At 65.4% G+C, this 19,569-nt stretch carries 20 protein-coding genes and 2 riboswitches; of the genes, 9 read left to right on the top strand and 11 right to left on the bottom strand.

What is annotated here, in order from left to right; all coding sequences use genetic code 11:
- Nucleotides 1–33 precede the first annotated feature (33 nt).
- The 3 genes from ppdK to H4W01_RS12590 are packed head-to-tail and all read left to right on the top strand — an operon-like array spanning nt 34 to nt 3,833.
- A complete protein-coding gene (gene ppdK / locus H4W01_RS12600) occupies nt 34–2,718 on the top strand; it encodes a pyruvate, phosphate dikinase (protein WP_209611349.1) in 2,685 nt (894 codons plus the stop codon).
- 15 nt (nt 2,719–2,733) lie between these two features.
- Nucleotides 2,734–3,318 (top strand): DUF1214 domain-containing protein, encoded by a 585-nt coding sequence (locus H4W01_RS12595; protein ID WP_209611346.1) that lies wholly within the window; start codon nt 2,734–2,736, stop codon nt 3,316–3,318.
- Nucleotides 3,318–3,833 carry a DUF1254 domain-containing protein gene (locus H4W01_RS12590; protein ID WP_209611343.1) on the top strand — a complete coding sequence of 172 codons (516 nt, stop codon included), beginning with the start codon at nt 3,318–3,320 and terminating at the stop codon, nt 3,831–3,833. The genes H4W01_RS12595 and H4W01_RS12590 overlap by 1 nt, the downstream gene beginning before the upstream one ends.
- On the opposite strand, the gene H4W01_RS12585 is transcribed toward H4W01_RS12590, so the two are convergent.
- The 8 genes from H4W01_RS12585 to H4W01_RS12550 form a co-directional block, all read right to left on the bottom strand.
- Nucleotides 3,830–4,660 carry a hypothetical protein gene (locus H4W01_RS12585; protein WP_209611341.1) on the bottom strand — a complete coding sequence of 277 codons (831 nt, stop codon included), beginning with the start codon at nt 4,658–4,660 and terminating at the stop codon, nt 3,830–3,832. The two genes, H4W01_RS12590 and H4W01_RS12585, sit on opposite strands and share 4 nt — an antisense overlap.
- A gap of 87 nt (nt 4,661–4,747) precedes the next feature.
- Nucleotides 4,748–5,743, bottom strand: a complete 996-nt coding sequence (locus H4W01_RS12580; RefSeq protein WP_209611339.1) for a type II secretion system F family protein — start codon at nt 5,741–5,743, stop codon at nt 4,748–4,750.
- Nucleotides 5,744–5,747: 4 nt separating this feature from the next.
- Entirely contained in the window at nt 5,748–6,722 is a 975-nt protein-coding gene (locus H4W01_RS12575; protein WP_010403788.1) for a type II secretion system F family protein, read from the bottom strand.
- A gap of 73 nt (nt 6,723–6,795) precedes the next feature.
- Nucleotides 6,796–8,085 (bottom strand): AAA family ATPase, encoded by a 1,290-nt coding sequence (locus H4W01_RS12570; RefSeq protein ID WP_209611337.1) that lies wholly within the window; start codon nt 8,083–8,085, stop codon nt 6,796–6,798.
- On the bottom strand, nt 8,085–8,726 hold the full coding sequence (locus tag H4W01_RS12565) for a CpaD family pilus assembly protein (protein WP_245535533.1): 642 nt from the start codon (nt 8,724–8,726) through the stop codon (nt 8,085–8,087). Before H4W01_RS12565 ends, H4W01_RS12570 begins: the two co-directional genes overlap by 1 nt.
- Before the next feature lie 18 nt (nt 8,727–8,744).
- The gene (locus H4W01_RS12560; protein WP_209611335.1) at nt 8,745–10,445 is read right to left on the bottom strand and encodes a type II and III secretion system protein family protein; all 1,701 of its coding nucleotides are present in this window, start codon (nt 10,443–10,445) and stop codon (nt 8,745–8,747) included.
- A complete protein-coding gene (gene cpaB, locus H4W01_RS12555) occupies nt 10,445–11,458 on the bottom strand; it encodes a Flp pilus assembly protein CpaB (RefSeq protein ID WP_209611333.1) in 1,014 nt (337 codons plus the stop codon). Before cpaB ends, H4W01_RS12560 begins: the two co-directional genes overlap by 1 nt.
- A gap of 35 nt (nt 11,459–11,493) precedes the next feature.
- Entirely contained in the window at nt 11,494–11,976 is a 483-nt protein-coding gene (locus tag H4W01_RS12550; RefSeq protein WP_209613353.1) for an A24 family peptidase, read from the bottom strand.
- Nucleotides 11,977–12,023: 47 nt separating this feature from the next.
- Here H4W01_RS12550 and H4W01_RS12545 point away from each other — a divergent pair, with 47 nt between their 5' ends.
- The 3 genes from H4W01_RS12545 to H4W01_RS12535 are packed head-to-tail and all read left to right on the top strand — an operon-like array spanning nt 12,024 to nt 14,300.
- Nucleotides 12,024–12,977: an alpha/beta fold hydrolase gene (locus tag H4W01_RS12545; protein ID WP_209611331.1), complete on the top strand. Its 954-nt coding sequence runs from the start codon at nt 12,024–12,026 to the stop codon at nt 12,975–12,977.
- Nucleotides 12,978–12,981: 4 nt separating this feature from the next.
- On the top strand, nt 12,982–14,076 hold the full coding sequence (locus H4W01_RS12540) for an NAD(P)/FAD-dependent oxidoreductase (RefSeq protein WP_209611328.1): 1,095 nt from the start codon (nt 12,982–12,984) through the stop codon (nt 14,074–14,076).
- A 50-nt stretch (nt 14,077–14,126) separates the two neighbouring features.
- Nucleotides 14,127–14,300, top strand: coding sequence for a YegP family protein (locus tag H4W01_RS12535; RefSeq protein WP_010403777.1), 174 nt, complete (start codon nt 14,127–14,129; stop codon nt 14,298–14,300).
- On the opposite strand, the gene rnhA is transcribed toward H4W01_RS12535, so the two are convergent.
- Genes rnhA through ispH form a run of 3 tightly spaced genes read right to left on the bottom strand, consistent with a single transcriptional unit; the run spans nt 14,297 to nt 16,677 of the window.
- The gene (rnhA, locus tag H4W01_RS12530) at nt 14,297–14,761 is read right to left on the bottom strand and encodes a ribonuclease HI (RefSeq protein WP_209611326.1); all 465 of its coding nucleotides are present in this window, start codon (nt 14,759–14,761) and stop codon (nt 14,297–14,299) included. The two genes, H4W01_RS12535 and rnhA, sit on opposite strands and share 4 nt — an antisense overlap.
- Complete coding sequence (gene thrB, locus H4W01_RS12525) at nt 14,758–15,717, bottom strand: homoserine kinase (RefSeq protein ID WP_209611324.1); 960 nt, start codon at nt 15,715–15,717, stop codon at nt 14,758–14,760. Before thrB ends, rnhA begins: the two co-directional genes overlap by 4 nt.
- Before the next feature lie 3 nt (nt 15,718–15,720).
- Nucleotides 15,721–16,677, bottom strand: coding sequence for a 4-hydroxy-3-methylbut-2-enyl diphosphate reductase (ispH, locus tag H4W01_RS12520; RefSeq protein ID WP_209611322.1), 957 nt, complete (start codon nt 16,675–16,677; stop codon nt 15,721–15,723).
- 120 nt (nt 16,678–16,797) lie between these two features.
- Between ispH and H4W01_RS12515 the strand changes: the two genes are divergently transcribed.
- From H4W01_RS12515 to gcvH, 3 genes are all read left to right on the top strand, one after another.
- Nucleotides 16,798–17,454: a hypothetical protein gene (locus tag H4W01_RS12515; RefSeq protein ID WP_083834152.1), complete on the top strand. Its 657-nt coding sequence runs from the start codon at nt 16,798–16,800 to the stop codon at nt 17,452–17,454.
- Nucleotides 17,455–17,538: 84 nt separating this feature from the next.
- A riboswitch (glycine riboswitch) is annotated at nt 17,539–17,642 on the top strand.
- Nucleotides 17,643–17,752: riboswitch (glycine riboswitch) on the top strand.
- Between the two features lie 56 nt (nt 17,753–17,808).
- Complete coding sequence (gene gcvT, locus H4W01_RS12510) at nt 17,809–18,969, top strand: glycine cleavage system aminomethyltransferase GcvT (protein ID WP_209611320.1); 1,161 nt, start codon at nt 17,809–17,811, stop codon at nt 18,967–18,969.
- Nucleotides 18,969–19,340 (top strand): glycine cleavage system protein GcvH, encoded by a 372-nt coding sequence (gcvH, locus tag H4W01_RS12505; protein WP_010403768.1) that lies wholly within the window; start codon nt 18,969–18,971, stop codon nt 19,338–19,340. Before gcvT ends, gcvH begins: the two co-directional genes overlap by 1 nt.
- Nucleotides 19,341–19,569 lie beyond the last annotated feature (229 nt).

Below are 19,569 nucleotides of genomic sequence, written 5' to 3'. Positions count from 1 at the left end.
CCCAGCGAATACAGGTACTTAGAGGGAAGACCCATGACGCAATACGTGTATCGGTTCGGCGGCGGCGTTTCGGACGGGGGCAAGGGAGACCGCAATCTCCTGGGCGGCAAAGGCGCGAACCTTGCCGAGATGGCTGCGATCGGCCTGCCGGTGCCGCCCGGCTTCACCATCTCGACCGAATTTTGCGCGGTCTATTATGATGAAGGCGGCCAATTCCCGCAGAGCCTGCGCGACGAAGTCGCGACTGGCATCGCCCATATCGAAGGCGTGACCGGCAAGCGCTTCGGCAACCCGGCCGACCCGCTGCTCGTCTCGGTCCGCTCCGGCGCGCGCGCGTCGATGCCCGGCATGATGGACACGGTGCTCAATCTCGGCCTCAACGACCAGACGGTCGAAGGCCTCGCCGCCACCAGCGGCGATGCGCGCTTCGCGTGGGACAGCTATCGCCGCTTCATCCAGATGTATTCGGACGTGGTGCTCGAACTCGATCATGATGCGTTCGAGGAAGCGCTGGAAATCGCCAAGGAAGATCGCGGCTATTTCCTCGACACCGATCTCACCGCCGATGACCTGCGCGGCCTTGTCGCCGAATATAAGGGCCTGGTCGAGCAATTGTGGGGCAAGCCCTTCCCGCAGGACGTGCATGACCAATTGTGGGGCGCGGTCGGCGCGGTGTTCGGATCGTGGCAGTCGGAACGCGCCAAGGTCTATCGCCGCCTCAACGACATTCCGGCAAGCTGGGGCACCGCCGTCAACGTGCAGGCGATGGTGTTCGGCAATATGGGCGACACCTCGGCGACGGGCGTGGCGTTCACGCGCGATCCGGCGATCGGCACCAAGGCCTATTATGGCGAATTCCTGATCAATGCGCAGGGCGAGGACGTCGTCGCCGGCATCCGCACCCCGCAATATCTCACCACCGCCGCACGCGCAGCGGCAGGGGCCAAGCCGCTGTCGATGGAAGAGGCGATGCCGGTGGTGTTCGCCGAACTGGCCAAGGTGTTCGACCTGCTCGAAACGCATTACCGCGACATGCAGGACATCGAATTCACCGTGCAGCAGGGCAAGCTGTGGATGCTGCAGACGCGGAGCGGCAAGCGCACCGCCAAGGCCGCTTTGAAGATCGCGGTCGACATGGCCGAAGAAGGCCTGATCACCCGCGAGGAAGCCGTCGCCCGCGTCGATCCGGCGGCGCTCGATCAATTGCTGCACCCGACGCTCGATCCCAAGGCGGCGCGCGACGTGTTGACTAAGGGCTTGCCGGCCTCGCCCGGCGCGGCCTCGGGCTTTGCCGTGTTCGACAGCGACACCGCCGAGAAGCGCGCGGCAGCGGGCGAGGCGGTGATCCTGATCCGCACCGAAACCAGCCCGGAAGACATTCACGGCATGCACGCCGCCAAGGGCATCCTCACCGCGCGCGGCGGCATGACCAGCCACGCTGCGGTGGTAGCGCGCGGCATGGGCCGTCCGTGCGTGTCGGGCGCAGGCGGCATTGCGATCGATGCCAAGGCAGGCGTGATGCGCGTTGGTCTCGGGGCCGAGGCGCGTACCGTCAACGCCGGCGACATCATCACCATCGACGGCACCACCGGCGAAGTGATGGCGGGCGAAGTACCGACGGTGCAGCCCGAACTGTCCGGCGATTTCGCGACGCTGATGGTGTGGGCCGATGGCGTGCGCCGCCTGCGCGTGCGCGCCAATGCCGAGACTCCGCTCGACGCCAAGGTCGCGCGTGATTTCGGCGCCGAGGGCATCGGCCTGTGCCGCACCGAACATATGTTCTTCGATGCCGAGCGCATCACCAATGTCCGCCAGATGATTCTGGCCGAGGATGAAGCGGGTCGCCGCGCCGCGCTCGACAAATTGCTGCCCGAACAGCGCAGCGACTTCGTGCAATTGTTCGAGGTGATGGCGGGCCTGCCGGTGACGATCCGCCTGCTCGATCCGCCGCTGCACGAATTCCTGCCACATGAGGAAAGCGAATTCGCCGATGTCGCGGCGGCGGCAGGCGTCGCAGTCGACGTGCTCAAGCGGCGCGCGGCGGACCTGCACGAATTCAACCCGATGCTGGGGCATCGCGGGTGCCGCCTCGGCGTCACCTATCCCGAAATCTACGAGATGCAGGCGCGCGCCATTTTCGAGGCGGCGGTGCTGGTCGCGCAGAAATCGGGCGCGGCGCCGATCCCCGAAGTGATGATCCCGCTGGTCGGCACGCGCCGCGAGCTGGAACTGATGAAGACGGTGGTCGACAAGGCGGCGCAAGCGGTGTTCGCCGATACCGGCACGACGATCACTTATCATGTCGGCACGATGATCGAACTGCCGCGCGCCTGCCTGATGGCGGGCGAGATTGCCGAAGTGGGCGAGTTCTTCTCGTTCGGCACCAACGACCTGACGCAGACCACCTTGGGCGTCAGCCGCGATGACGCCGCGCGGTTCCTCACCACCTATGTCGAGCGCGGCATCTATGCGCGCGATCCGTTCGTCAGCCTTGATGTCGAGGGCGTCGGGCAGTTGATCCGCATGGCGGCGGAGCGCGGTCGCGCGACGCGGCCCGACATCAAGCTCGGCATTTGCGGCGAACATGGTGGCGATCCGGCGTCGATCGCCTTCTGCGAGACGGTGGGGCTCGATTATGTCAGCGCCTCGCCTTATCGTGTGCCGATCGCACGACTGGCAGCGGCACAGGCCGCGCTCGCAGCAAAGCCAGCGGCATGAGGTGAGGGGCATCGCATGAGGGCTTGGGCGCGCTATCTGATCGGCACGGTGGCCGGGGTCGCGCTCGGGCTCGGCGGTGCGGTCTACGCCCTGCGCAGCGCGGCGCTCGGCAACAATGTGGTGATCGGGCCATGGGTGACCGGGCAGACCTTCGGTTCGGTCGCCGCCGACCCCTATACTCGCGCGGTGGTCGCGGTGAAGGGCCTGCTTGCTTTGCCCGCGCAGGAGGCGCGCTATTACACCGCCGCGCGCGACAGCGCGGGCGCGCCGCTGGAGGGGCGCTGCCGCTACCGCATCACCGGTGCGGCGCTGCCGGCGGCGTGGTGGAGCCTGACGGCGTACGACCCGGACGGCTATCTCGTCCCCAATGCCGCCGGGCGGTATTCGGTGGCGGGGGCGACGTTTCCCGATGGCGGCAAAGCGGGCTGGACGATCCTGCTCGCCCCGACCGCGCCGCCGCCGACGGAAACCGCGAAATGGTTGCCCAGCGGCGGGATTGCGCGCGTCGAACTGACCCTGCGCACCTATTTGCCGAGCGACGGGGGCCGGGGGAATCCAGGGGCCGACATCCTGCCCAGGATCACGCGGGAGGCGTGCTGATGGCGCGCTGGACCGGCCCCCTTGTCGCCGGGGCACTCGTCGCGGCGCTCACCGGCTATGGCGCGATCGCCTATGCGCCCGATCTGCTGATGGCGGCGGCGATCCGGCGTGTCGCGGCGGGCGGCTTCAACCGCTTCGCGCACAGCCCGCTCGCCACCGCGACAAGCCGCCAGATCGTGCGGCCCAGCCCCGATCTCGCCTATTCGGCCTGTCCCTATGACATCTCGCGAGGGTCTTTGCTGATCCATGCAGTGCCGGTGGCGGCACCCTATTGGTCGCTGTCAATCTTCGATTCGCGCACCAATGCGGTGTTCGTGCGCAATGGTGGGCAGGCGGGGGGGAAGCCGTTTGCGGTTGCCATCACCCATCCTGGGCGTTCGGTGCCGACAGGCTATCAACGCGTCGATGTCGCCGGGGACCGCGGGATCGCGTTGATCCGGATTCTGGTCGCCGACCGCGCCGCCTTCCCCAGACTCGATGCCGCGCGCCGCGCGACGGTGTGCGAGCTGCGTTAAAGCGACGCTGGCGCTGTTGCGGCGAAATGCGCCGCGTGATCGGCATTTTGCCCCGCGCGCAGCAAGGCCGCCTGCGGCCGCCATTGTTCGCGCGCGACATAGCCAACGGGCAAGGAGAGCCGTTGCTCCAGCGCCATTTCGTCCTGCGCGGACAGCTTTTCCAGATCCTCGAAGCGGACGATTCCCAGATCGGACAAGCGCGCTTGTAGCGCGTCATCAATGCCGCGGATTCTCGTCAGCGCGTCGCGCGGGGTGGGGACGAAACGGTCGGTAGAGGCGGGGTCCGGGGCTGCCGTGGCGATTTCGGTCGGCTCGACCTCCAGCTCTGGCTGATGAACCGGTGGCGGCTCGACGGCGATCGCGGCGGGGGCTTCCGTAACGTTGGCGGGGGGCGCTGCCACCGGCGGCGTGTCGGCGTGGTCGCTTACCGCTGCCGGTTCCTCCGGCACGGCGGGCGCGGTGACTGGTTCGGGTGAGGGGAGCGGTGCCGCAGCGGGCGGTGTCACGGGCAGCGGGACAGCGATCACCGGAGCGGCGGCGGGCGGTGTGGCCGCCGCAGCGGCACTGCGGAGCCCGACGATCGTCCGTTCCGCCTCGGCATGGTCGGCGCGTAGCGCTTCGAGATCGGCGGTCAGGTTCGCGGCGCGGCTATGCGATGCCCGCAACTGGTCCTGCGCCTGCTCATGATAAGCGGTGAAGCTTTCCGATTGCTCCCGCACCCGGCGCTTCCACTTTTTGGGGCTCGGCGCGCTGACATACCCCAGCAACCACCCGCCGAGGAGCACAGCCGCAAGTACGATGAACTGTTCCGGTGTCGTGAACAGCATGACCTTTGCATCCCCCGCCCGAGATTCGTTTCCGCAACGATCCTGCCGTTAACCACGGCTGGGGGCAAGCGTGCTGACCGGCGGGCCTTAGTGCTTGAACGCGTCCGAGATCGAGCAGGCGGCGGGGCCCAGAATCACCACGAACAACGTCGGCAGGATGAACAGGATCAGCGGGATCGTCATGATCGCGGGCAGGCGCGCGGCCTTCTCTTCGGCGCGCATCATGCGTTCGTTGCGGAACTCGGCGGAGAGCACGCGGAGCGCCGAGGCAAGCGGCGTGCCGTACTTTTCGGTCTGCACCATCGTCGTGACGACGCCCTTTACGGCATCGAGCTTCACGCGCTGCGCCAGGTTTTCGAAGGCCTGACGGCGTTCCGCGAGGAAGCCCAGCTCGATTGCGGTGAGGGTGAATTCATCGCCCAGCTCGGGATAGGCTTTGCCCAGTTCGCGGGCGACGCGGTTGAACGCGGCGTCGACGGTCAGTCCCGCTTCGGCACAGATCACCAGCAGATCGAGCGCGTCGGGCAAGCCCTTCTGGATTGCCAGCGACCGCTTGCTGATCTTGTTGTTCAGATAAAGGTCGGGCGCTTTGTACGACAGGATGAAGTTGGCGGCGACCAGGCCATAGGCTTTGATCGGCGTCCAATTCGCGAACATCTCGGTGCCGTAGACCACGTACAGGCCAAACACGCCCCAGGTCAGCGGCAGGACGAGGCGGCCGAAAATCACCGCCACCGCATATTCCTTGGAGCGGATGCCGGCTTGCATCAGCTTGATTTGCGCCGCCTTGACCTGGCTGTCCTGCAGCACTTTCAGCGAGGAGAGCAGCGCCTTGATGCGGTCGGTCGTCTCATTCTTGGTGACGAGCTTGGCGCGGCGCTTGGTCGAGGCGGTAATGCCCGCCTTCAACTGTTCGCGACGGTCGTTGAGCGCCTTGACGCGCTTGGTCATCGGGTCGCGCGACGTGGTGACCGCATAGATCGCCAGCAGCACCATGAACGCAGCAACGCCGGCCAACAGCGTGGCGACGGTATAGACGTCGACGCCAAGGATGACGGGACCAGCGGGGGCGGTGGGGTTCATCGCATCAGATCTCGAAATTGACCATGCGGCTCATGATGAACGCGCCGATCCCCATCCAGATCAGCCCGCCGCCGCCTGCCACCATCAGGCGTTGGTCGACGAAGAAGTTCTGCATGTAGCTGGCGTTGATCATCCAGATCAGGCCGAACACGATGAAGGGCAGCGAGCCGACGATGTAAGCGGAGGCCTTGGATTCGGACGACATCGCCTTGATCTTGAGCTTCATCTGGCCGCGCATACGCAGCACGGTCGCCAGGTTGGACAGCGTTTCGGCCAGATTGCCGCCGGTCTCGCGCTGGATCGCGATGGTGATGCAGAAGAACTGGAATTCGGGCGTGCCCAGCCGGTCAGCCGTATCCTGAAGCGCTGCGTCCATCGTCCGCCCGATTTTCATCTTGTCGGTGATGTTCTTGAACTCGACGCCGACCGGGCCATCGACCTCCTGCGCGACGACTGCGATCGTCTCCGTAATCGGCAGGCCCGAGCGCAGACCGCGCACCAGCAGCTCGATGGCGTCGGGAAACTTAGCGGTGAATTTGGTGATCCGCCGCTTGATGAAAAAGCCGACCACCATATGCGGCAGTCCGGCACCGACCACCAGACCGAGCAGCAACGCGAGCAGGATCGGCAGGCGCAAAACGATCAGCACCAACGCGACGCCCAGGACAATGCCCAAGGTCGCGATGCCATATTGCCCAACGGTCCAGGTCTTGCCCGTCATCGCCAGGCGCTGTTTGAGGAGCGCGGGGCGCGGGATGAAGCGCATCGCCGCTGCATCCATGCGGTTGTTCCGTGCGGTTGCGATGCGGCGCATTTGCGCATCCACCAGCACGTTGGCGGCATCGCTATGGCGTGCGCGCAGGGCCGCCATCCGGCGCGTGCGGGCGCGCTCGGCATTGGGGCCCGCAAAGGCGAACGCCATCAGCGCGAGCACGACCAGCGCACCTGCACCCAGCGAAAGGACCGGCATCAGTTCCATGAGGCCTATCAAGCGCTCCGCTTCGTTACGACGGCGTTTACGCCGCAAGGTTTTGCCATGATTTTTTGCGAGATCACTTCTTCTTGGCGGGGCGCGAAATCAGCGATTTGAAATCGAATTTCCCCATCAAAGACGTGCCTTTGGCCGCGCCCTTCTTCTTGGTTGCGCTGTCGATCGGTTCGGCCGAGTCGCCCACCGCCATCAACTTCGTCGCCAGATCGACGATCGGTACGATCGTCTTCGAGCCCTTGCCGGCCTCGGTCATCGGCTTGCCGAGCTTTGCCGATTGCGCCGCGAGTTTCTGGTCGAAGGGGACCAGGAAGTCGATTTTGCGTTCGATCGATCCTTCGAAATCTTTGCGGCTGATTTCGAGCTGCGCGGTCGGCTGGACGCGATTGGCGACCACCACGACTTGCGTCTGCGGCGCGTTGGATTTCATCCATGACAGGATGCGGATCGTGTCGCGCGCCGCAGCGAGCGTCAGCTCGGTCACGATCACCGCCACCTGAATGTCGGTTATCAAATGCGGATGCTGCACCAGCATGTTGCGCGGCAAATCGACCACGGTGCATTCGAACGCGGAGCGCATTTCCTCCTGCAATTGATAGAACGCGCCGCCGTCGGTCATGATCGGCGAGTTGATCGGTGCCTCGGCCGACAGCACGGAGAGCATTTCGCTCGACTTGACCATTGCGCGTTCGATGAACAAGCCATCGATGCGGCTGGGATTTTCGATCGCGTCGGTCAGGCCGCGGCCCGGCTCTAGGTCAAGTGACAATGCGCCCGTGCCGAAATGCACGTCCAGATCGAGCAAGGCCGTCGTCCGCGCGCCCTTTTCGCTCAACACCCACGCCACACCCGTGGCGAGGCTGGAAGCGCCGACGCCGCCGCGCGCACCGATGAATGCGGTGGAGATGTGCGGACGTTCGGTGCCCGTGTCCGAAACCTTGGGCGCATTCAGCACCGTCTGGGCATGGGTGAACGCATCCCGCAGCATGTCGGGATTGAGCGGTTTGAGCAGATAGTCCTGGATGCCGCTCACGATGAGATCGCGGTACAGCCTGACGTCGTTGACCTGGCCTGCCGCAATCACGACCGTGCCCGGCTCGCACACTTCGGCCAGCGCATTGATGTCGTTGAGCGGATCACCGCTTTCGGAGAGATCGACAAACAGGATTTGCGGGCTCGCGGAAACCGACAGCGACTGTACCGCGTTGCGCAGGCCGCCTTTGTTCACCTTCTCGGGTGCCCAGCCCATTTCCACTGCGATCGGACGCAGCGTCTCGGCGGCGGTTTCGTCGCAGACATAGGCGGCAAAGGGATCGCGCAAGCCGATACGCGCTGGGTTGAAGGGCGCATTCATTACTTGCCTCCGGTGCTTTCCGTCTTGACCGTCGTGCCGCCAGCACCGGTCGGTGCCGCCTTGCGGTAGCTTTCGATTGCCTTGGCCGAGGCCAATTGGTCGGCGACCGCGCTGCCGCCCTGGCCGCGCACAAGGTCCGCCGGATTGGCGACCATCGCGGCGAGGTTGGCGTTCATCGCGCAGCCGTGGTTGGAGGAGGTATTGGCCTCATATTCGGTCGAGGTGTCCCGGCTGTAGTCGGGGCAGCCCGGCACCGTCGCCTTTGTGCGGCTGACGATGACGCGCGCCATGCCGGGCGTAACGGCCGCACCGACCAGCGGGGCCTCGTCGGATACCAGCAGGCCATAACGCGACGCTTCGCGGGCGATGTCGTCCTTTACGCCGCCACTCGAAGGTGTGGAATTCTCGACCGCGACCTTGTCGCCATAGCCGACCCGCAACGATGCCATCCACCCGGCGAGGCGCTGCGCTTCGCCCGGGGCGAGGCCGTCGCCGCTCGTTGCGACGTCAATGGCATAATCGGCGCGGCTGACGACCGGCTGATGCACCGATTCGAGTCCGCGATTTTCCGTGCCGACGCACGCAGACAGCGCCAACGCCGGAAGCAGGCCGGTCGTGATCGCACGCACATATTTGTTCATGATCATGTCCCTCGGCCCTTAATTGATGTCGAAACCGGGTGCGGCACTCGCGCCCTTTTTGGTTTGGCTGGATGGTGGCGTGATGGCGGCGGGCGCATCGCGACGGCGATCGACCGGCGACCCGGGTATGGGGTCGGGCGAGACCGGTGCCGGAGCCGCCGCCCCGAGCGAAGGCTGCGCAGTGGGAGCAGGAGCCATGGTTGGCTTCGGGCGGTCGCCGCCGGTGGTGCCGCCGCCAAGCTGACCCATGAAGACACGACCAAGGTCGGTCGGGGCCTTATAGCCATCGGTTGGCAAGACGATGTCGTTGGCGTTGACCGGCTTCACGAGATACGGCGTGATCACGATCACCAGCTCGGTTTCATTGCGCTGGAACGCGTTGGAGCGGAACAACGCGCCGACGATGGGCATGTCGCCAAGCGCGGGTGCCTTGTCGATCGAGTTGTTGTGATTGTTTTGCAGCAGGCCTGCGATCATCATGCTCTGACCCGAGCCGAGCTCGACGGTCGTTTCGGCCCTCCGTGTCGTCAGCGCCGGAATGCTGACGCCGGAAAGCGTCACCGAACCCTGCGACGACAGCTGCGACACTTCGGGACGGACATGGAGCGAAATGCGCCCATCGGCCAGCACCGTCGGAGTATAGGACAGGCTCACGCCATATTGCTTGTAATCGACCGAGACCGCGCCCAGCCCCTGCGAGATCGGGATCGGGAACTCGCCGCCCGCGAGGAACGAACCGGTTTCGCCGGAAATGACCGTGATGTTCGGATTGGCGAGCGTCGAGACCTGGCCGTCGCGCTCCCCCAGATCGAGCGAGGACAGCAGGTCCATCCCCAATGCATGGCCGGCGAGGCCAAGCGTCGTGCCCATGCCGGTCGCGGCAGGCTGGGTGAAGACGGTTTGTCCCGGAAGCGAACCGTCGGCGTTGATGATGCCGCTGCCGATCGTTCCCGGTGCCGTCGCAATCGTGCCTTGGCGCCCTTGGGTGATGCCGAAGAGCGTGCTGCCGGAGCCACGGCTGGTGAGGTTTACGCCGATATTCTTGACGAAGCTGCGGCTGACCTCGGCGATGCGCACCTGCAAATTGACCTGCAAGGGGGTTGCCGCGCGCAAGCGGTTGATCACGCCGACCTTCAGCGCCGCATCGGGGCCGATAGCGACGCCAGGGTTGAGCAGCGCGGTGACGAGGCGCTGCGCGGCCGCGCTGTCCTCGGGAGAGGACACCGTGCCGGTCAGCACTGCGATCTGCCCGACGGTCGTCACCTTGATGTCGCTGTCGGGCATGGCGAGCTTCACCATCCGGTCGATCGAGGACAGGTTCTGGCTGACGCGGATGTTGGCGGCGTAAATCACCGTGCCGCTCGCCGAGGTGGCGAAGATCGTCGATTCGCCGGAATCCTTGCCGAACAGGTGGATCTGATGCGGGTTGTTCACATAGACGTCGGCCACGCCGGGGTTCGAAACCCACACGTCGCTGACGTTGGCGGGCAAGTTGATCAGTTCGCCTTGCCCGGTCGACAGCACGACCTCGGTCGTCGGACGCACCGTGCCCGTTGGGGCCGCACCGACATGGGTGACCGGACGTTGCCCGCTGCGCGCAGGCGCGGGCTTTGCCTGAAGTTTGGCACCCGCCGCCAGGGCGGTGACCGGCGCACTGCCGACCAGCGCGGTGATGACCGTCGCCGACAGGATGCGGTGCAGAGCGGTTGCGCTACGCATTATTTCTTCCCCCCAAGGGCGACATCGGTCACCGCATTGCCGCGTGCGACGCGGATCACGGGGCCGGTAGCAGCCCCCGGAAACGTTCCGGTACCCGGCGCACCACCGGGTGCCGAGGTATCAGCAGGCTTGCCCGGAACCGTGCTGCGTTGAAAACGCGAGACGTCGGCTCCGGTCACCATCGTCCCGCCACCGGTCGCGGGGGTGCTGGCGATGCGGGTCAGCATCGCCTTTTCCGCTTTGGGGTCGTCGGGCATGGAGACATCGCCGCTGGCGATCGCCTGTTCGAGTTCGCTGCTATTGTCGGCGATCGAGCGCAGCGACAGCGACAGCGAGCCGAGCGTCTGTGCGACCGCGATTTGCTCGGCGATCTTCGGCGTCGCTTCGATCGTCACGTTGGAAAAGGTGCGCACGACGGCTTTGCCGTCTTCGCCGACACCATTGTCGGTGCGCTGGTCGGTGGCGAGCACGCGCAGGTTGCGCATGATCGTCTCGGCCGCCTTGAGCGGCGGGCCATCGCCGCCGCCGGGGACGGTCTGCGTCAGGATCAAGTCGATACGGTCGCCCGGGAACACGAAACCGGCCACGCTGGTCTGCGTCTGTACCGGTACGGTTACGGCGCGCATGCCCGGGCCGAGGGCGGCGGCGAGGAAACCACGATCGCCCGGCTTGACCAGCGCGCCCTGGGTCACCGGCTGACCGGCGGTGATCGCGTTGCGCACGACCGTGCCCATCAGCGAGCGCGGATCGAAGCCGCCCTTCTTGATGTAATAGGCGTTCTCAACCAGCTCCTTCGGCCATGGCTGATATTTCAGCGAGGTCGCGTCGAGGATAGTGCCGACAGGCAGCGCCTTGGTTGCGACCAGCACTTCCGGGCCGTTTGCGACCGGAGCCATCGCCACCGCATTGGCTTGCGGTGCCGGGCTGCCAATGATCAGCGATCGTGCCATGAACGCCGTGATCGCGGCAACGATCAGCGCACCCACCAGCAAAATGACCTTGCGACTATCCATCTTAGACCTTTCGGACGCGGGCAATTGAGCCCGCGTTAAGCATTCACACCAAAGTGGTTAAAAAGCGGTTCACGCAGTGTAATCAGCGCGGCAATTGCGATGGCTACGCCGTAGGGAACCTCGATTTGCGCCGTGCGATGGCGCAGCGCGCGCTCGATCAGCAGGATCACGGTCAGCGCGCCGCCGAGCAGCGACATGACGATCAACATCCAGGTCAAGGTGACCGGGTCGAGCAGCCACAGCGCCAGCGCGCCGATCATCTTGACATCGCCGCCGCCCATCCAGCCGAAATGAAAAGCGGCAACGAAGGCCGCGAACACCAGCAGCGCGACGCCCACTTGTTCGGCAATCGCCATCCAGCCCAGGGCGTTCGCCCACCACCATAACGGGGCGAGCAGCGCGATCGCGGCGTTTTTCCAATTGGCGATCTCGCGCGTGCGTGCGTCCTGAATCCCGGCCGAAACCAGGAGCGCCGCCAGCACCAGCAGCAACATCGTTGACAGATTGATCCCACCCATGAGGAAAGGTGTAGACGGCGGGCCTTTCAAAACCGTAACCATCGTCCATGGTTTCCCCTCAGCTTTATCGTCGCGCGATTCCTGCGGCTGCGCGGATCACTCAATGGTCCGCTCCCGATGGCTGGGCGCTGCGGCGCTTTGACTGGGGCGTAGAGGGACGCCCGCGCGGGCGCATGCTGTTCCAGGGCGGGCGCGGCGATATCTTCGAAAAGTATCTCGAGGCGTTTGCGCACTGGCACGCGCTCGGCTGGTCGATCACTTCGTTCGATTGGCGCGGGCAGGGTGGGTCGGGGCGGCTGTCGCCCGATCCGCATGTTGGCCATGTCGACGATTTTCAGCAGTATATCGATGATTTCCGCACCTTCTGGGCGGATTGGGTCGCAGAGGATGCCGGGCGCGACGGCGGACCGCATGTTGCGCTGGGCCATTCGATGGGCGGGCATTTGCTGTTGCGCGCGCTGGCCGAGGGCGCGGCGCAGCCCGATGCCGCCGTTCTGATCGCCCCGATGCTGGGGCTGCACAGCCCGGTTGGCGCGACGCTTGGCGAACGGCTCGCACGGATGCTTGGCGGTGTGGGCAATACGGCCCGGCCGGCCTGGCGCGGGAATGAGCGGCCCGCCACCACCGAAACGCGCCAGGCCCTGCTCACCAAGGACACCGATCGCTATGAAGACGAAATCTTCTGGCAATCGAGCAAGCCCGAATTGCTGCTGGGGCCGCCGAGCTGGCGCTGGGTGATCGAGGCGTTTGCCTCGACCCGGCGGCTGAGCGTCGATCCGCGTTTGAAGACGCTCGGCGTGCCGCTGCTGTTCGTCATTGCCGATGACGATAAACTGGTCGATCCCAAGGCCGCGCTGAAGATCGCGGCAAAGGTGCCGGATGCGCGGGTGGTGCGCTTCGGCAAGGAATCGGCGCATGAGATCCTGCGCGAGGCGGATCCGGTGCGCAATCGTGCGATTGGCGAGATCGACATCTTCCTGTCCTCGCGGGCGCAGAGGTAACACCGTGACGCATTATGACGTGGCCATTGTTGGTGCCGGGATTGCGGGCGCAAGCCTTGCCGCCGCGATTGCGCCTTACGCTTCGGTGGTGATGCTCGAGGCGGAGGATCTGCCCGGCTACCATGCGACCGGACGCTCGGCGGCCTTCTGGTCGGAAACCTATGGCGGCCCCGATGTGCAGCCGCTCACCACCGCATCGGGCGCTGCGTTACGGGGCGGGGGCTTCCTGGCCGATCTCGGCTCGCTCCATATCGGGCGCGCGTCGGATGCGGACCGGATCGACGGCTTTCTGGAGGAATTTGCGGGCAGCAGCGTGGCGCTGCAGCGGGTTGATCCGCGCGCCTACATTCCGGGTTTGCGCGCCGACTGGACGCTCGGCGTGCTGGAGGCGAGCAGCACCTATATCGATGTCGCGGCGCTGCACGCGCATTATCTGGCGCAGGCGCGACAGGGCGGGGTGACGCTGTTGCTGTCCGCGCCGCTGCAGCGGGCGCTCCACACCGGTGGCCGCTGGCAAATGGAGACGGGTGCGGGGCCGGTGTCGGCGACGATCCTCGTCAACGCCGCCGGTGCCTGGGCCGATGCGGTTGCAGAAATGGCGGGGGTCGCGCCGATCGGCATCGCCGCCTATCGCCGCACCGTCGTGCAATTGGCGACCAGCCCGGCGGCCCCCGACGCGCTGCCGCATATCGCGGACATTTCGGGGCAATTCTATTTCAAGCCCGAGGCTGGGGGGCGGCTGTGGCTCAGCCCGCATGATGAGACTCCGGCCACGCCCGGCGATGTCCAGCCCGAGGAGATCGACGTCGCCATCGCGATCGACCGGTTCGAACACGTTGTCGATTGGCAGATCACCCGCGTTGAACGGCGTTGGGCGGGCCTGCGCAGCTTCGCGCCCGATCGCTTGCCGGTCTATGGCTTCGCCCCCGATTCGCCCGGTTTCTTCTGGTGCGCGGGGCAGGGCGGTTTCGGCATCCAGACGGCACCGGCAGCGGCCGCGCTGGCCGCAGCGCTCCTTTTGGGCCGCGCGCCCGATGCCAGCGTCGCTGCGATCGATCCTACCCGCTATGCACCGGGCCGCTTCGCGGTGCTGGCGTAACGATATCGCCGTCGCTATCCTTCCCAAACCGACAAACCGGGGAGGTTCGCATGGCACACAAATTCGTGATCGAGCAGAACAAGGCGGGCGAGTATGTCGCCAAGTTCAAATATAACAGCGAACTGATTTGGTGGACCGAGGGCTATTCGAGCAAGGCCGGGGCCAAGAATGCGATCGAATCGGTGCTGAAGAACGGCCCGGGCGCGCCGGTCGAAGAGGCTTAAGCGCGTCTGCCAGCGGCCACCGCGGCATCGCTCGCCAGCCGGTCTGCGCGTTCGTTGTCGGGGTGGCCGGCATGGCCTTTGACCCAGGTCCATTCGACGCGGTGCGGTTTCGCCGCGTCCAGCAGTGCCTGCCACAGATCGGCATTCTTCACCGGCTGGCGCGCGGCTGTCTTCCAGCCGTTTTTCTGCCAGCCTTTGATCCACTTGGTCAGCCCGTCCATCACGTAGCGGCTGTCGGTCGATAGCATCACATGGCAGGGGCGTTTCAGCGCGTTCAGCCCCTCAATCGCGGCCATCAATTCCATGCGGTTGTTGGTGGTCAGCGCTGCGCCGCCCGACAATTCCTTTTCGGTGCCGCCTGCGCGAATCAGCGCGCCCCAGCCACCCGGGCCGGGATTGCCCTTGCAGGCGCCATCGGTGGCGATTTCGACTTTGGTAAGCTCTTTTACGGTCGCGGTCATCGCGTCCGCTTAACCAGCTCCGGCGCATAATGCGAGAGTCGCCGGACATAAGCGAGCGGGTCCTTGCGCGTGACGAGCGCGTCGGCGGGGGTGTTGAGCCAGTCCCACGCCCGCGACAGCGCGAAGCGGATGCAGGCCCCGCTGGCCAGCGTCGGGAACGCCGCCTGTTCGACCGACGATAGCGGAAAGCGCTGCTCATACCCTGCCGTCAACGCATCACCGATGGCGGCGTCATAGTGCGCCCCCGTGGCATCAAAGGCCCAGGCGCTGTGCATGATCGCCAGATCGTAGACGCGCAGATCGGTGCAGGCGAAATAGAAATCGATCAGCCCGGATACGGCGTCGCCGCGCATCAGCACATTGTCGGGGAAGAGATCGGCGTGGATGGTCACCGTGTCGAGCGTCGCCTGCGGCCATGCCCCGACGACCCGATCGATCGCGAAGCCGAGATCATCATACAGGCCGGGCGCGATGGCATCGAGACTGCGCCCGCAGCGCTCGAACAAGGGTGCCCAGGTCTCGACCCCCATCGAATTGGCGCGGGTTTCGGGAAAGTCGGCCAAGGCGGCATGCATATCCGCCATCGCCACACCCGCCGCGCGCGCCTGCGCTGCGGTGGGGTGCGATACCGACACGCCGGACAGAAATTTGATGAGGCAGGCCGGACGACCCTCCAGCGTTTGAATCGCGGCGCCGCTGCGGTCCTTGATCGCCGGGGGTACCGGGTTCCCGCGCGCGGCGAGATGATCGAGCAGCGCCATGAAATAGGGCAAGTCGCCGCCCTCGACGCGCTTTTCGTACAGCGTCAGGATGAAGCGACCGGTGGTGGTATCGACCAGGTAATTGGTGTTCTCGACACCCTCGGCGATGCCCTTGGCGGACACCAACTCGCCAACGTCATAGCGCGCGAGGAATTCGGCCAGAACTTCGGCCGATACCGGCGTGTACACGGCCATCGTTCAGGCCGTGGCTTCAAGCCCGCGGGGCAGCTTGAACGAAATCGTCTCGCGCTTCGTTTCCACTTCCCGCTCGGTGACCGTAAACCGCTCGCTCAGACGATCGACCAGTTCACGCACCAGCACCTCGGGTGCCGATGCTCCAGCGGTAATGCCGAGTCTCGTAATGCCCTCGACGAAGCTCCAGTCGAGCTCTGCCGCGCGCTGGATCAGACGGGCAGGCGTGCCTTCGCGCTCGGCAACTTCGACCAGGCGCACCGAGTTTGAGGAGTTGGGCGCGCCAATCACCAGCATCGCGTCGCAGGCATGGGCAATCGCCTTGACTGCGCCCTGGCGGTTGGCGGTGGCGTAGCAAATGTCCTCGCCGCGCGGCCCCTGGATGGAGGGGAAACGCCGTTGCAGCGTGGCGACCACATCGGCGGTGTCATCCATCGACAAGGTCGTCTGCGTCAGGAACGCGAGATTGTCGGGGTCAGCGGGCGTATAGCTTTCGGCATCCGCTACGGTTTCGACCAGCGACATCGCGCCTTCGGGCACCTGTCCGAACGTGCCGACCACTTCGGGATGGCCGGCATGGCCGATGAACACGATGTGCCGCCCGAGCTGGACCATGCGTTCGGCCTGGCGGTGGACCTTGGACACCAAGGGGCAGGTCGCGTCGAAAAAGGCGAGGCCGCGTTCCGCCGCCTTGTTCGGCACCGCCTTGGGCACGCCATGCGCGGAGAAGACCACGGGAACGCCGTCGGGAACCTCATCCAGTTCCTCCACGAACACCGCGCCTTTGTCGCGCAGCATGTCGACAACGAAGCGGTTGTGGACGATTTCGTGCCGGACATAGACCGGTGCGCCATATTTGGCGATCGCCAGTTCCACGATCTGGATGGCACGGTCGACTCCCGCGCAGAAGCCGCGCGGGGCGGCGATAATGAGCTCGAGTTTTGGCTTTGAAGCGGTGAACATCTCGCAGGAAGCCTACGCGATTGCTTGCGCGGGCGATAGCCGGTTCCTATGGTGCCGCCGCGTCTGCGCGATAAATCCTAACGCAGGCGATCCCTTTTGCATGATAAGGTGCGTGACCCCGTGACATTCCGGAAATCAGCCATCGCCGCTCTCTCGCTTCCCGTGTTCGCGGCGGTCTTGCTCGGCGGATGTCGGCACACGGGCGACCTTGACGAAACGGGCGGTATCACCGCCGTCCGCACCGCCTGCCCCAGCGTGGCGGTCCCCGCCGGGACTGGCGACATCACGCTGTTCGATCCCGCAACCAGCCACGATGCGACGGCGCTCGACCTCACGGCGGTGCTGACCAATGTGCGCTCGACCTGCACCGATGCAGGCGACGACATTCTGACCACGGTGACCTTCTCGGTCGAAGGGCGGCGGCTGCGCACCGATGGCGCGCGCGACGTGACCTTGCCGTATTTCATCACCGTGGTGCAGGGCGGCAGCGCCGTCGTTGCCAAGCGCCTGGGCCATGCCACGCTGCATTTCGAGCCGGGCCAGCCGCGCGCATCGGTGCAGGGCACGGCCACCGCGACGGTGTCGCGCGCCGCCGCCACGCTGCCCAACGACGTCCGCAAGAAGTTGCTCGAGAAGCGCAAGGCGGGTGGCGAGGACGCTGCGGTCGATCCGCTGACGCGCCCGGAAGTGCGTCAGGCGGTGCTGCGCGCCACCTTCGAGGCTTTGGTTGGCTTCCAGCTGACCAACGACCAGCTGAAATATAACGCGACACGCTGATTGTTGACGCGGTCGGGGCAATGGGTCGTTGACTCGCTTGCTGCGCCGCGTCAAACCGACAGCGTCGATCACGGGCAACCGGGATAGGCACGCGCGGGAGAGCGTCTCGAATGCCGTTTGCGGCATTCTGGACCGCCGAAGGAGCAACCGCCCCGGAATCTCTCAGGCAACCGGACCGCGCGGGCTTGTCGACACTCTGGAAAGCGCACCCGCTTCAGGCGAGGTGCCACCGAAGGGGTAAGCTTGCGGCATCTGCGGCAAGTCAAAGCTCTCAGGTATCCGTGACAGAGGGGGCGGCAGATCATGGACGCTTCGGCGTCATGCTACGCCGTAGACCTCGCACGGAAGACCGATATGACCGACGCTGAAATTCCCGACGAGATTGCGATCGAGACCTTGCCGCTCGACGCTTGGCATCGCGCCCGCGGTGGGCGGATGGTGCCCTTCGCCGGTTATGAGATGCCGGTGCAATATGAAGGCATCATGGCCGAGCATCTGTGGGTGCGCGAATCGGCTGGCCTGTTCGACGTCAGCCATATGGGGCAGTTGCTGTTCCGCTCCGACGAAGGCGCCGATCTGGTCGCAGCGCTCGAAGCCGTGCTGCCCGCCGACATTGCTGGCCTCGGCGAGGGCAAGCAGCGCTATTCGCTGTTGTTGGCCGAAGATGGCGGCATCCTCGACGATCTGATGGTCACGCGCTTGCCCGACGCCAATCCGTTCGACATTCAGGGCTTCTACATGGTCGTCAACGGCGCGACCAAGATCGACGATATCGCGCATCTGCTCGAATATCTGCCCGACGACATTGCGCTCAACCGTATGGAAGATCAGGCGCTGCTGGCGCTGCAGGGGCCCAAGGCGGTCGATGCGCTGGCGCGGCTGGTGCCGGGTGTCGAGGCGCTGGTGTTCATGACCGCGGGCGCGTTCGAGTGGAACGGCGTGCCGCTGTGGATCAGCCGTTCGGGCTATACCGGCGAGGATGGTTTCGAGATTTCGGTGCCCGCCGAGAATGTCGAGGCGCTCGCGACCGCGCTTGCCGCCGAGCCCGAAGTCAAGCCGATCGGCCTTGGCGCGCGCGATTCGCTGCGGCTCGAGGCTGGCCTGCCGCTGTACGGGCATGACCTCGATCCTGAGACCACGCCGATCCAGGCCGATCTCGGCTTTGCTTTGTCCAAGCGCCGCCGCGAGGCGGGGGATTTCATGGGCGCGGCGCGCATTCTGGCCGAGCGCGAGACCGGCGCGATCGTCAAGCGCGTCGGCTTGCTCGTCGCCGGGCGCCAGCCCGTGCGCGAAGGTGCGGCCGTGCTCGATGCGCAAGGTTCCGAAGTCGGCCGCGTCACCTCGGGCGGCTTTGCCCCCAGCGTCGGCGCGCCGATCGCCATGGCCTATGTGCCGACCGCGCTTGCGGTTCCCGGTACGACAATTCAATTGGCGCAGCGCGGCAAGGTCCATCAAGCGACCGTGACGACAATGCCCTTTATTCCCCACCGCTACGTCCGCGCAGGAGGCAAGTGATGAGCCGTTATTTTACTGAAGATCATGAATGGGTTGATGTCGATGGTGACGTCGGCATTGTCGGTATTACCGAATATGCGCAGAGCCAGCTCGGCGACATCGTGTTCGTCGACGTTCCCGAAGAGGGCAAGGAACTCGCCAAGGGCGACGAAGCCGCCGTCGTCGAATCGGTCAAGGCCGCGTCGGACGTCTATTCGCCGGTGTCCGGCACGGTGATCGACGGCAACGCCGCGCTCGCCGACACGCCCGGCCTCGTCAATGAGGATCCCGAAGGCGATGGCTGGTTCTTCAAGCTGACGCTGAGCGACGCCGATGAGCTGAACGAGCTGATGGATGAAGTCGCCTATCAGGCGTTCGTCGCGAAGCTGTGATGGCGAAGGGAGGGGCGCCTTTGATCTCAGCGCTTCTCCTGGTCGCGTGCGCAAAACCGAGTCCTGACCCGTACGCGCCAATATCGGTCGCGGAAGCGGAGGCTGGCATCGAGTCATTTAATGGGCGCACGGTGACCGTTCGGGGATGGCTTTCTAACCCCTGTGGCGGCTTGAGTTGCGCAATCTTCCCGACGCCGTCGAAGGCCAATCAGGACTGGCCCAACGGGCC

This window comes from Sphingomonas sp. PL20 (genome assembly GCF_017875905.1).
GTDB lineage: Bacteria > Pseudomonadota > Alphaproteobacteria > Sphingomonadales > Sphingomonadaceae > Sphingomonas > Sphingomonas echinoides.
This window is presented reverse-complemented; position numbering and strand designations above follow the sequence as displayed.

Excerpts from the sequence above, each read along its gene's own strand:
- ppdK (WP_209611349.1), top strand. The coding sequence starts at position 34 with ATGACGCAATACGTGTATCGGTTCGGCGGCGGCGTTTCGGACGGGGGC.
- H4W01_RS12595 (WP_209611346.1), top strand. The coding sequence starts at position 2,734 with ATGAGGGCTTGGGCGCGCTATCTGATCGGCACGGTGGCCGGGGTCGCG.
- H4W01_RS12590 (WP_209611343.1), top strand. The coding sequence starts at position 3,318 with ATGGCGCGCTGGACCGGCCCCCTTGTCGCCGGGGCACTCGTCGCGGCG.
- H4W01_RS12585 (WP_209611341.1), bottom strand. The coding sequence starts at position 4,660 with ATGCTGTTCACGACACCGGAACAGTTCATCGTACTTGCGGCTGTGCTC.
- H4W01_RS12580 (WP_209611339.1), bottom strand. The coding sequence starts at position 5,743 with ATGAACCCCACCGCCCCCGCTGGTCCCGTCATCCTTGGCGTCGACGTC.
- H4W01_RS12575 (WP_010403788.1), bottom strand. The coding sequence starts at position 6,722 with ATGGAACTGATGCCGGTCCTTTCGCTGGGTGCAGGTGCGCTGGTCGTG.
- H4W01_RS12570 (WP_209611337.1), bottom strand. The coding sequence starts at position 8,085 with ATGAATGCGCCCTTCAACCCAGCGCGTATCGGCTTGCGCGATCCCTTT.
- H4W01_RS12565 (WP_245535533.1), bottom strand. The coding sequence starts at position 8,726 with ATGAACAAATATGTGCGTGCGATCACGACCGGCCTGCTTCCGGCGTTG.
- H4W01_RS12560 (WP_209611335.1), bottom strand. The coding sequence starts at position 10,445 with ATGCGTAGCGCAACCGCTCTGCACCGCATCCTGTCGGCGACGGTCATC.
- cpaB (WP_209611333.1), bottom strand. The coding sequence starts at position 11,458 with ATGGATAGTCGCAAGGTCATTTTGCTGGTGGGTGCGCTGATCGTTGCC.
- H4W01_RS12550 (WP_209613353.1), bottom strand. The coding sequence starts at position 11,976 with ATGGGTGGGATCAATCTGTCAACGATGTTGCTGCTGGTGCTGGCGGCG.
- H4W01_RS12545 (WP_209611331.1), top strand. The coding sequence starts at position 12,024 with ATGGTTTCCCCTCAGCTTTATCGTCGCGCGATTCCTGCGGCTGCGCGG.
- H4W01_RS12535 (WP_010403777.1), top strand. The coding sequence starts at position 14,127 with ATGGCACACAAATTCGTGATCGAGCAGAACAAGGCGGGCGAGTATGTC.
- rnhA (WP_209611326.1), bottom strand. The coding sequence starts at position 14,761 with ATGACCGCGACCGTAAAAGAGCTTACCAAAGTCGAAATCGCCACCGAT.
- thrB (WP_209611324.1), bottom strand. The coding sequence starts at position 15,717 with ATGGCCGTGTACACGCCGGTATCGGCCGAAGTTCTGGCCGAATTCCTC.
- ispH (WP_209611322.1), bottom strand. The coding sequence starts at position 16,677 with ATGTTCACCGCTTCAAAGCCAAAACTCGAGCTCATTATCGCCGCCCCG.
- gcvT (WP_209611320.1), top strand. The coding sequence starts at position 17,809 with ATGACCGACGCTGAAATTCCCGACGAGATTGCGATCGAGACCTTGCCG.
- gcvH (WP_010403768.1), top strand. The coding sequence starts at position 18,969 with ATGAGCCGTTATTTTACTGAAGATCATGAATGGGTTGATGTCGATGGT.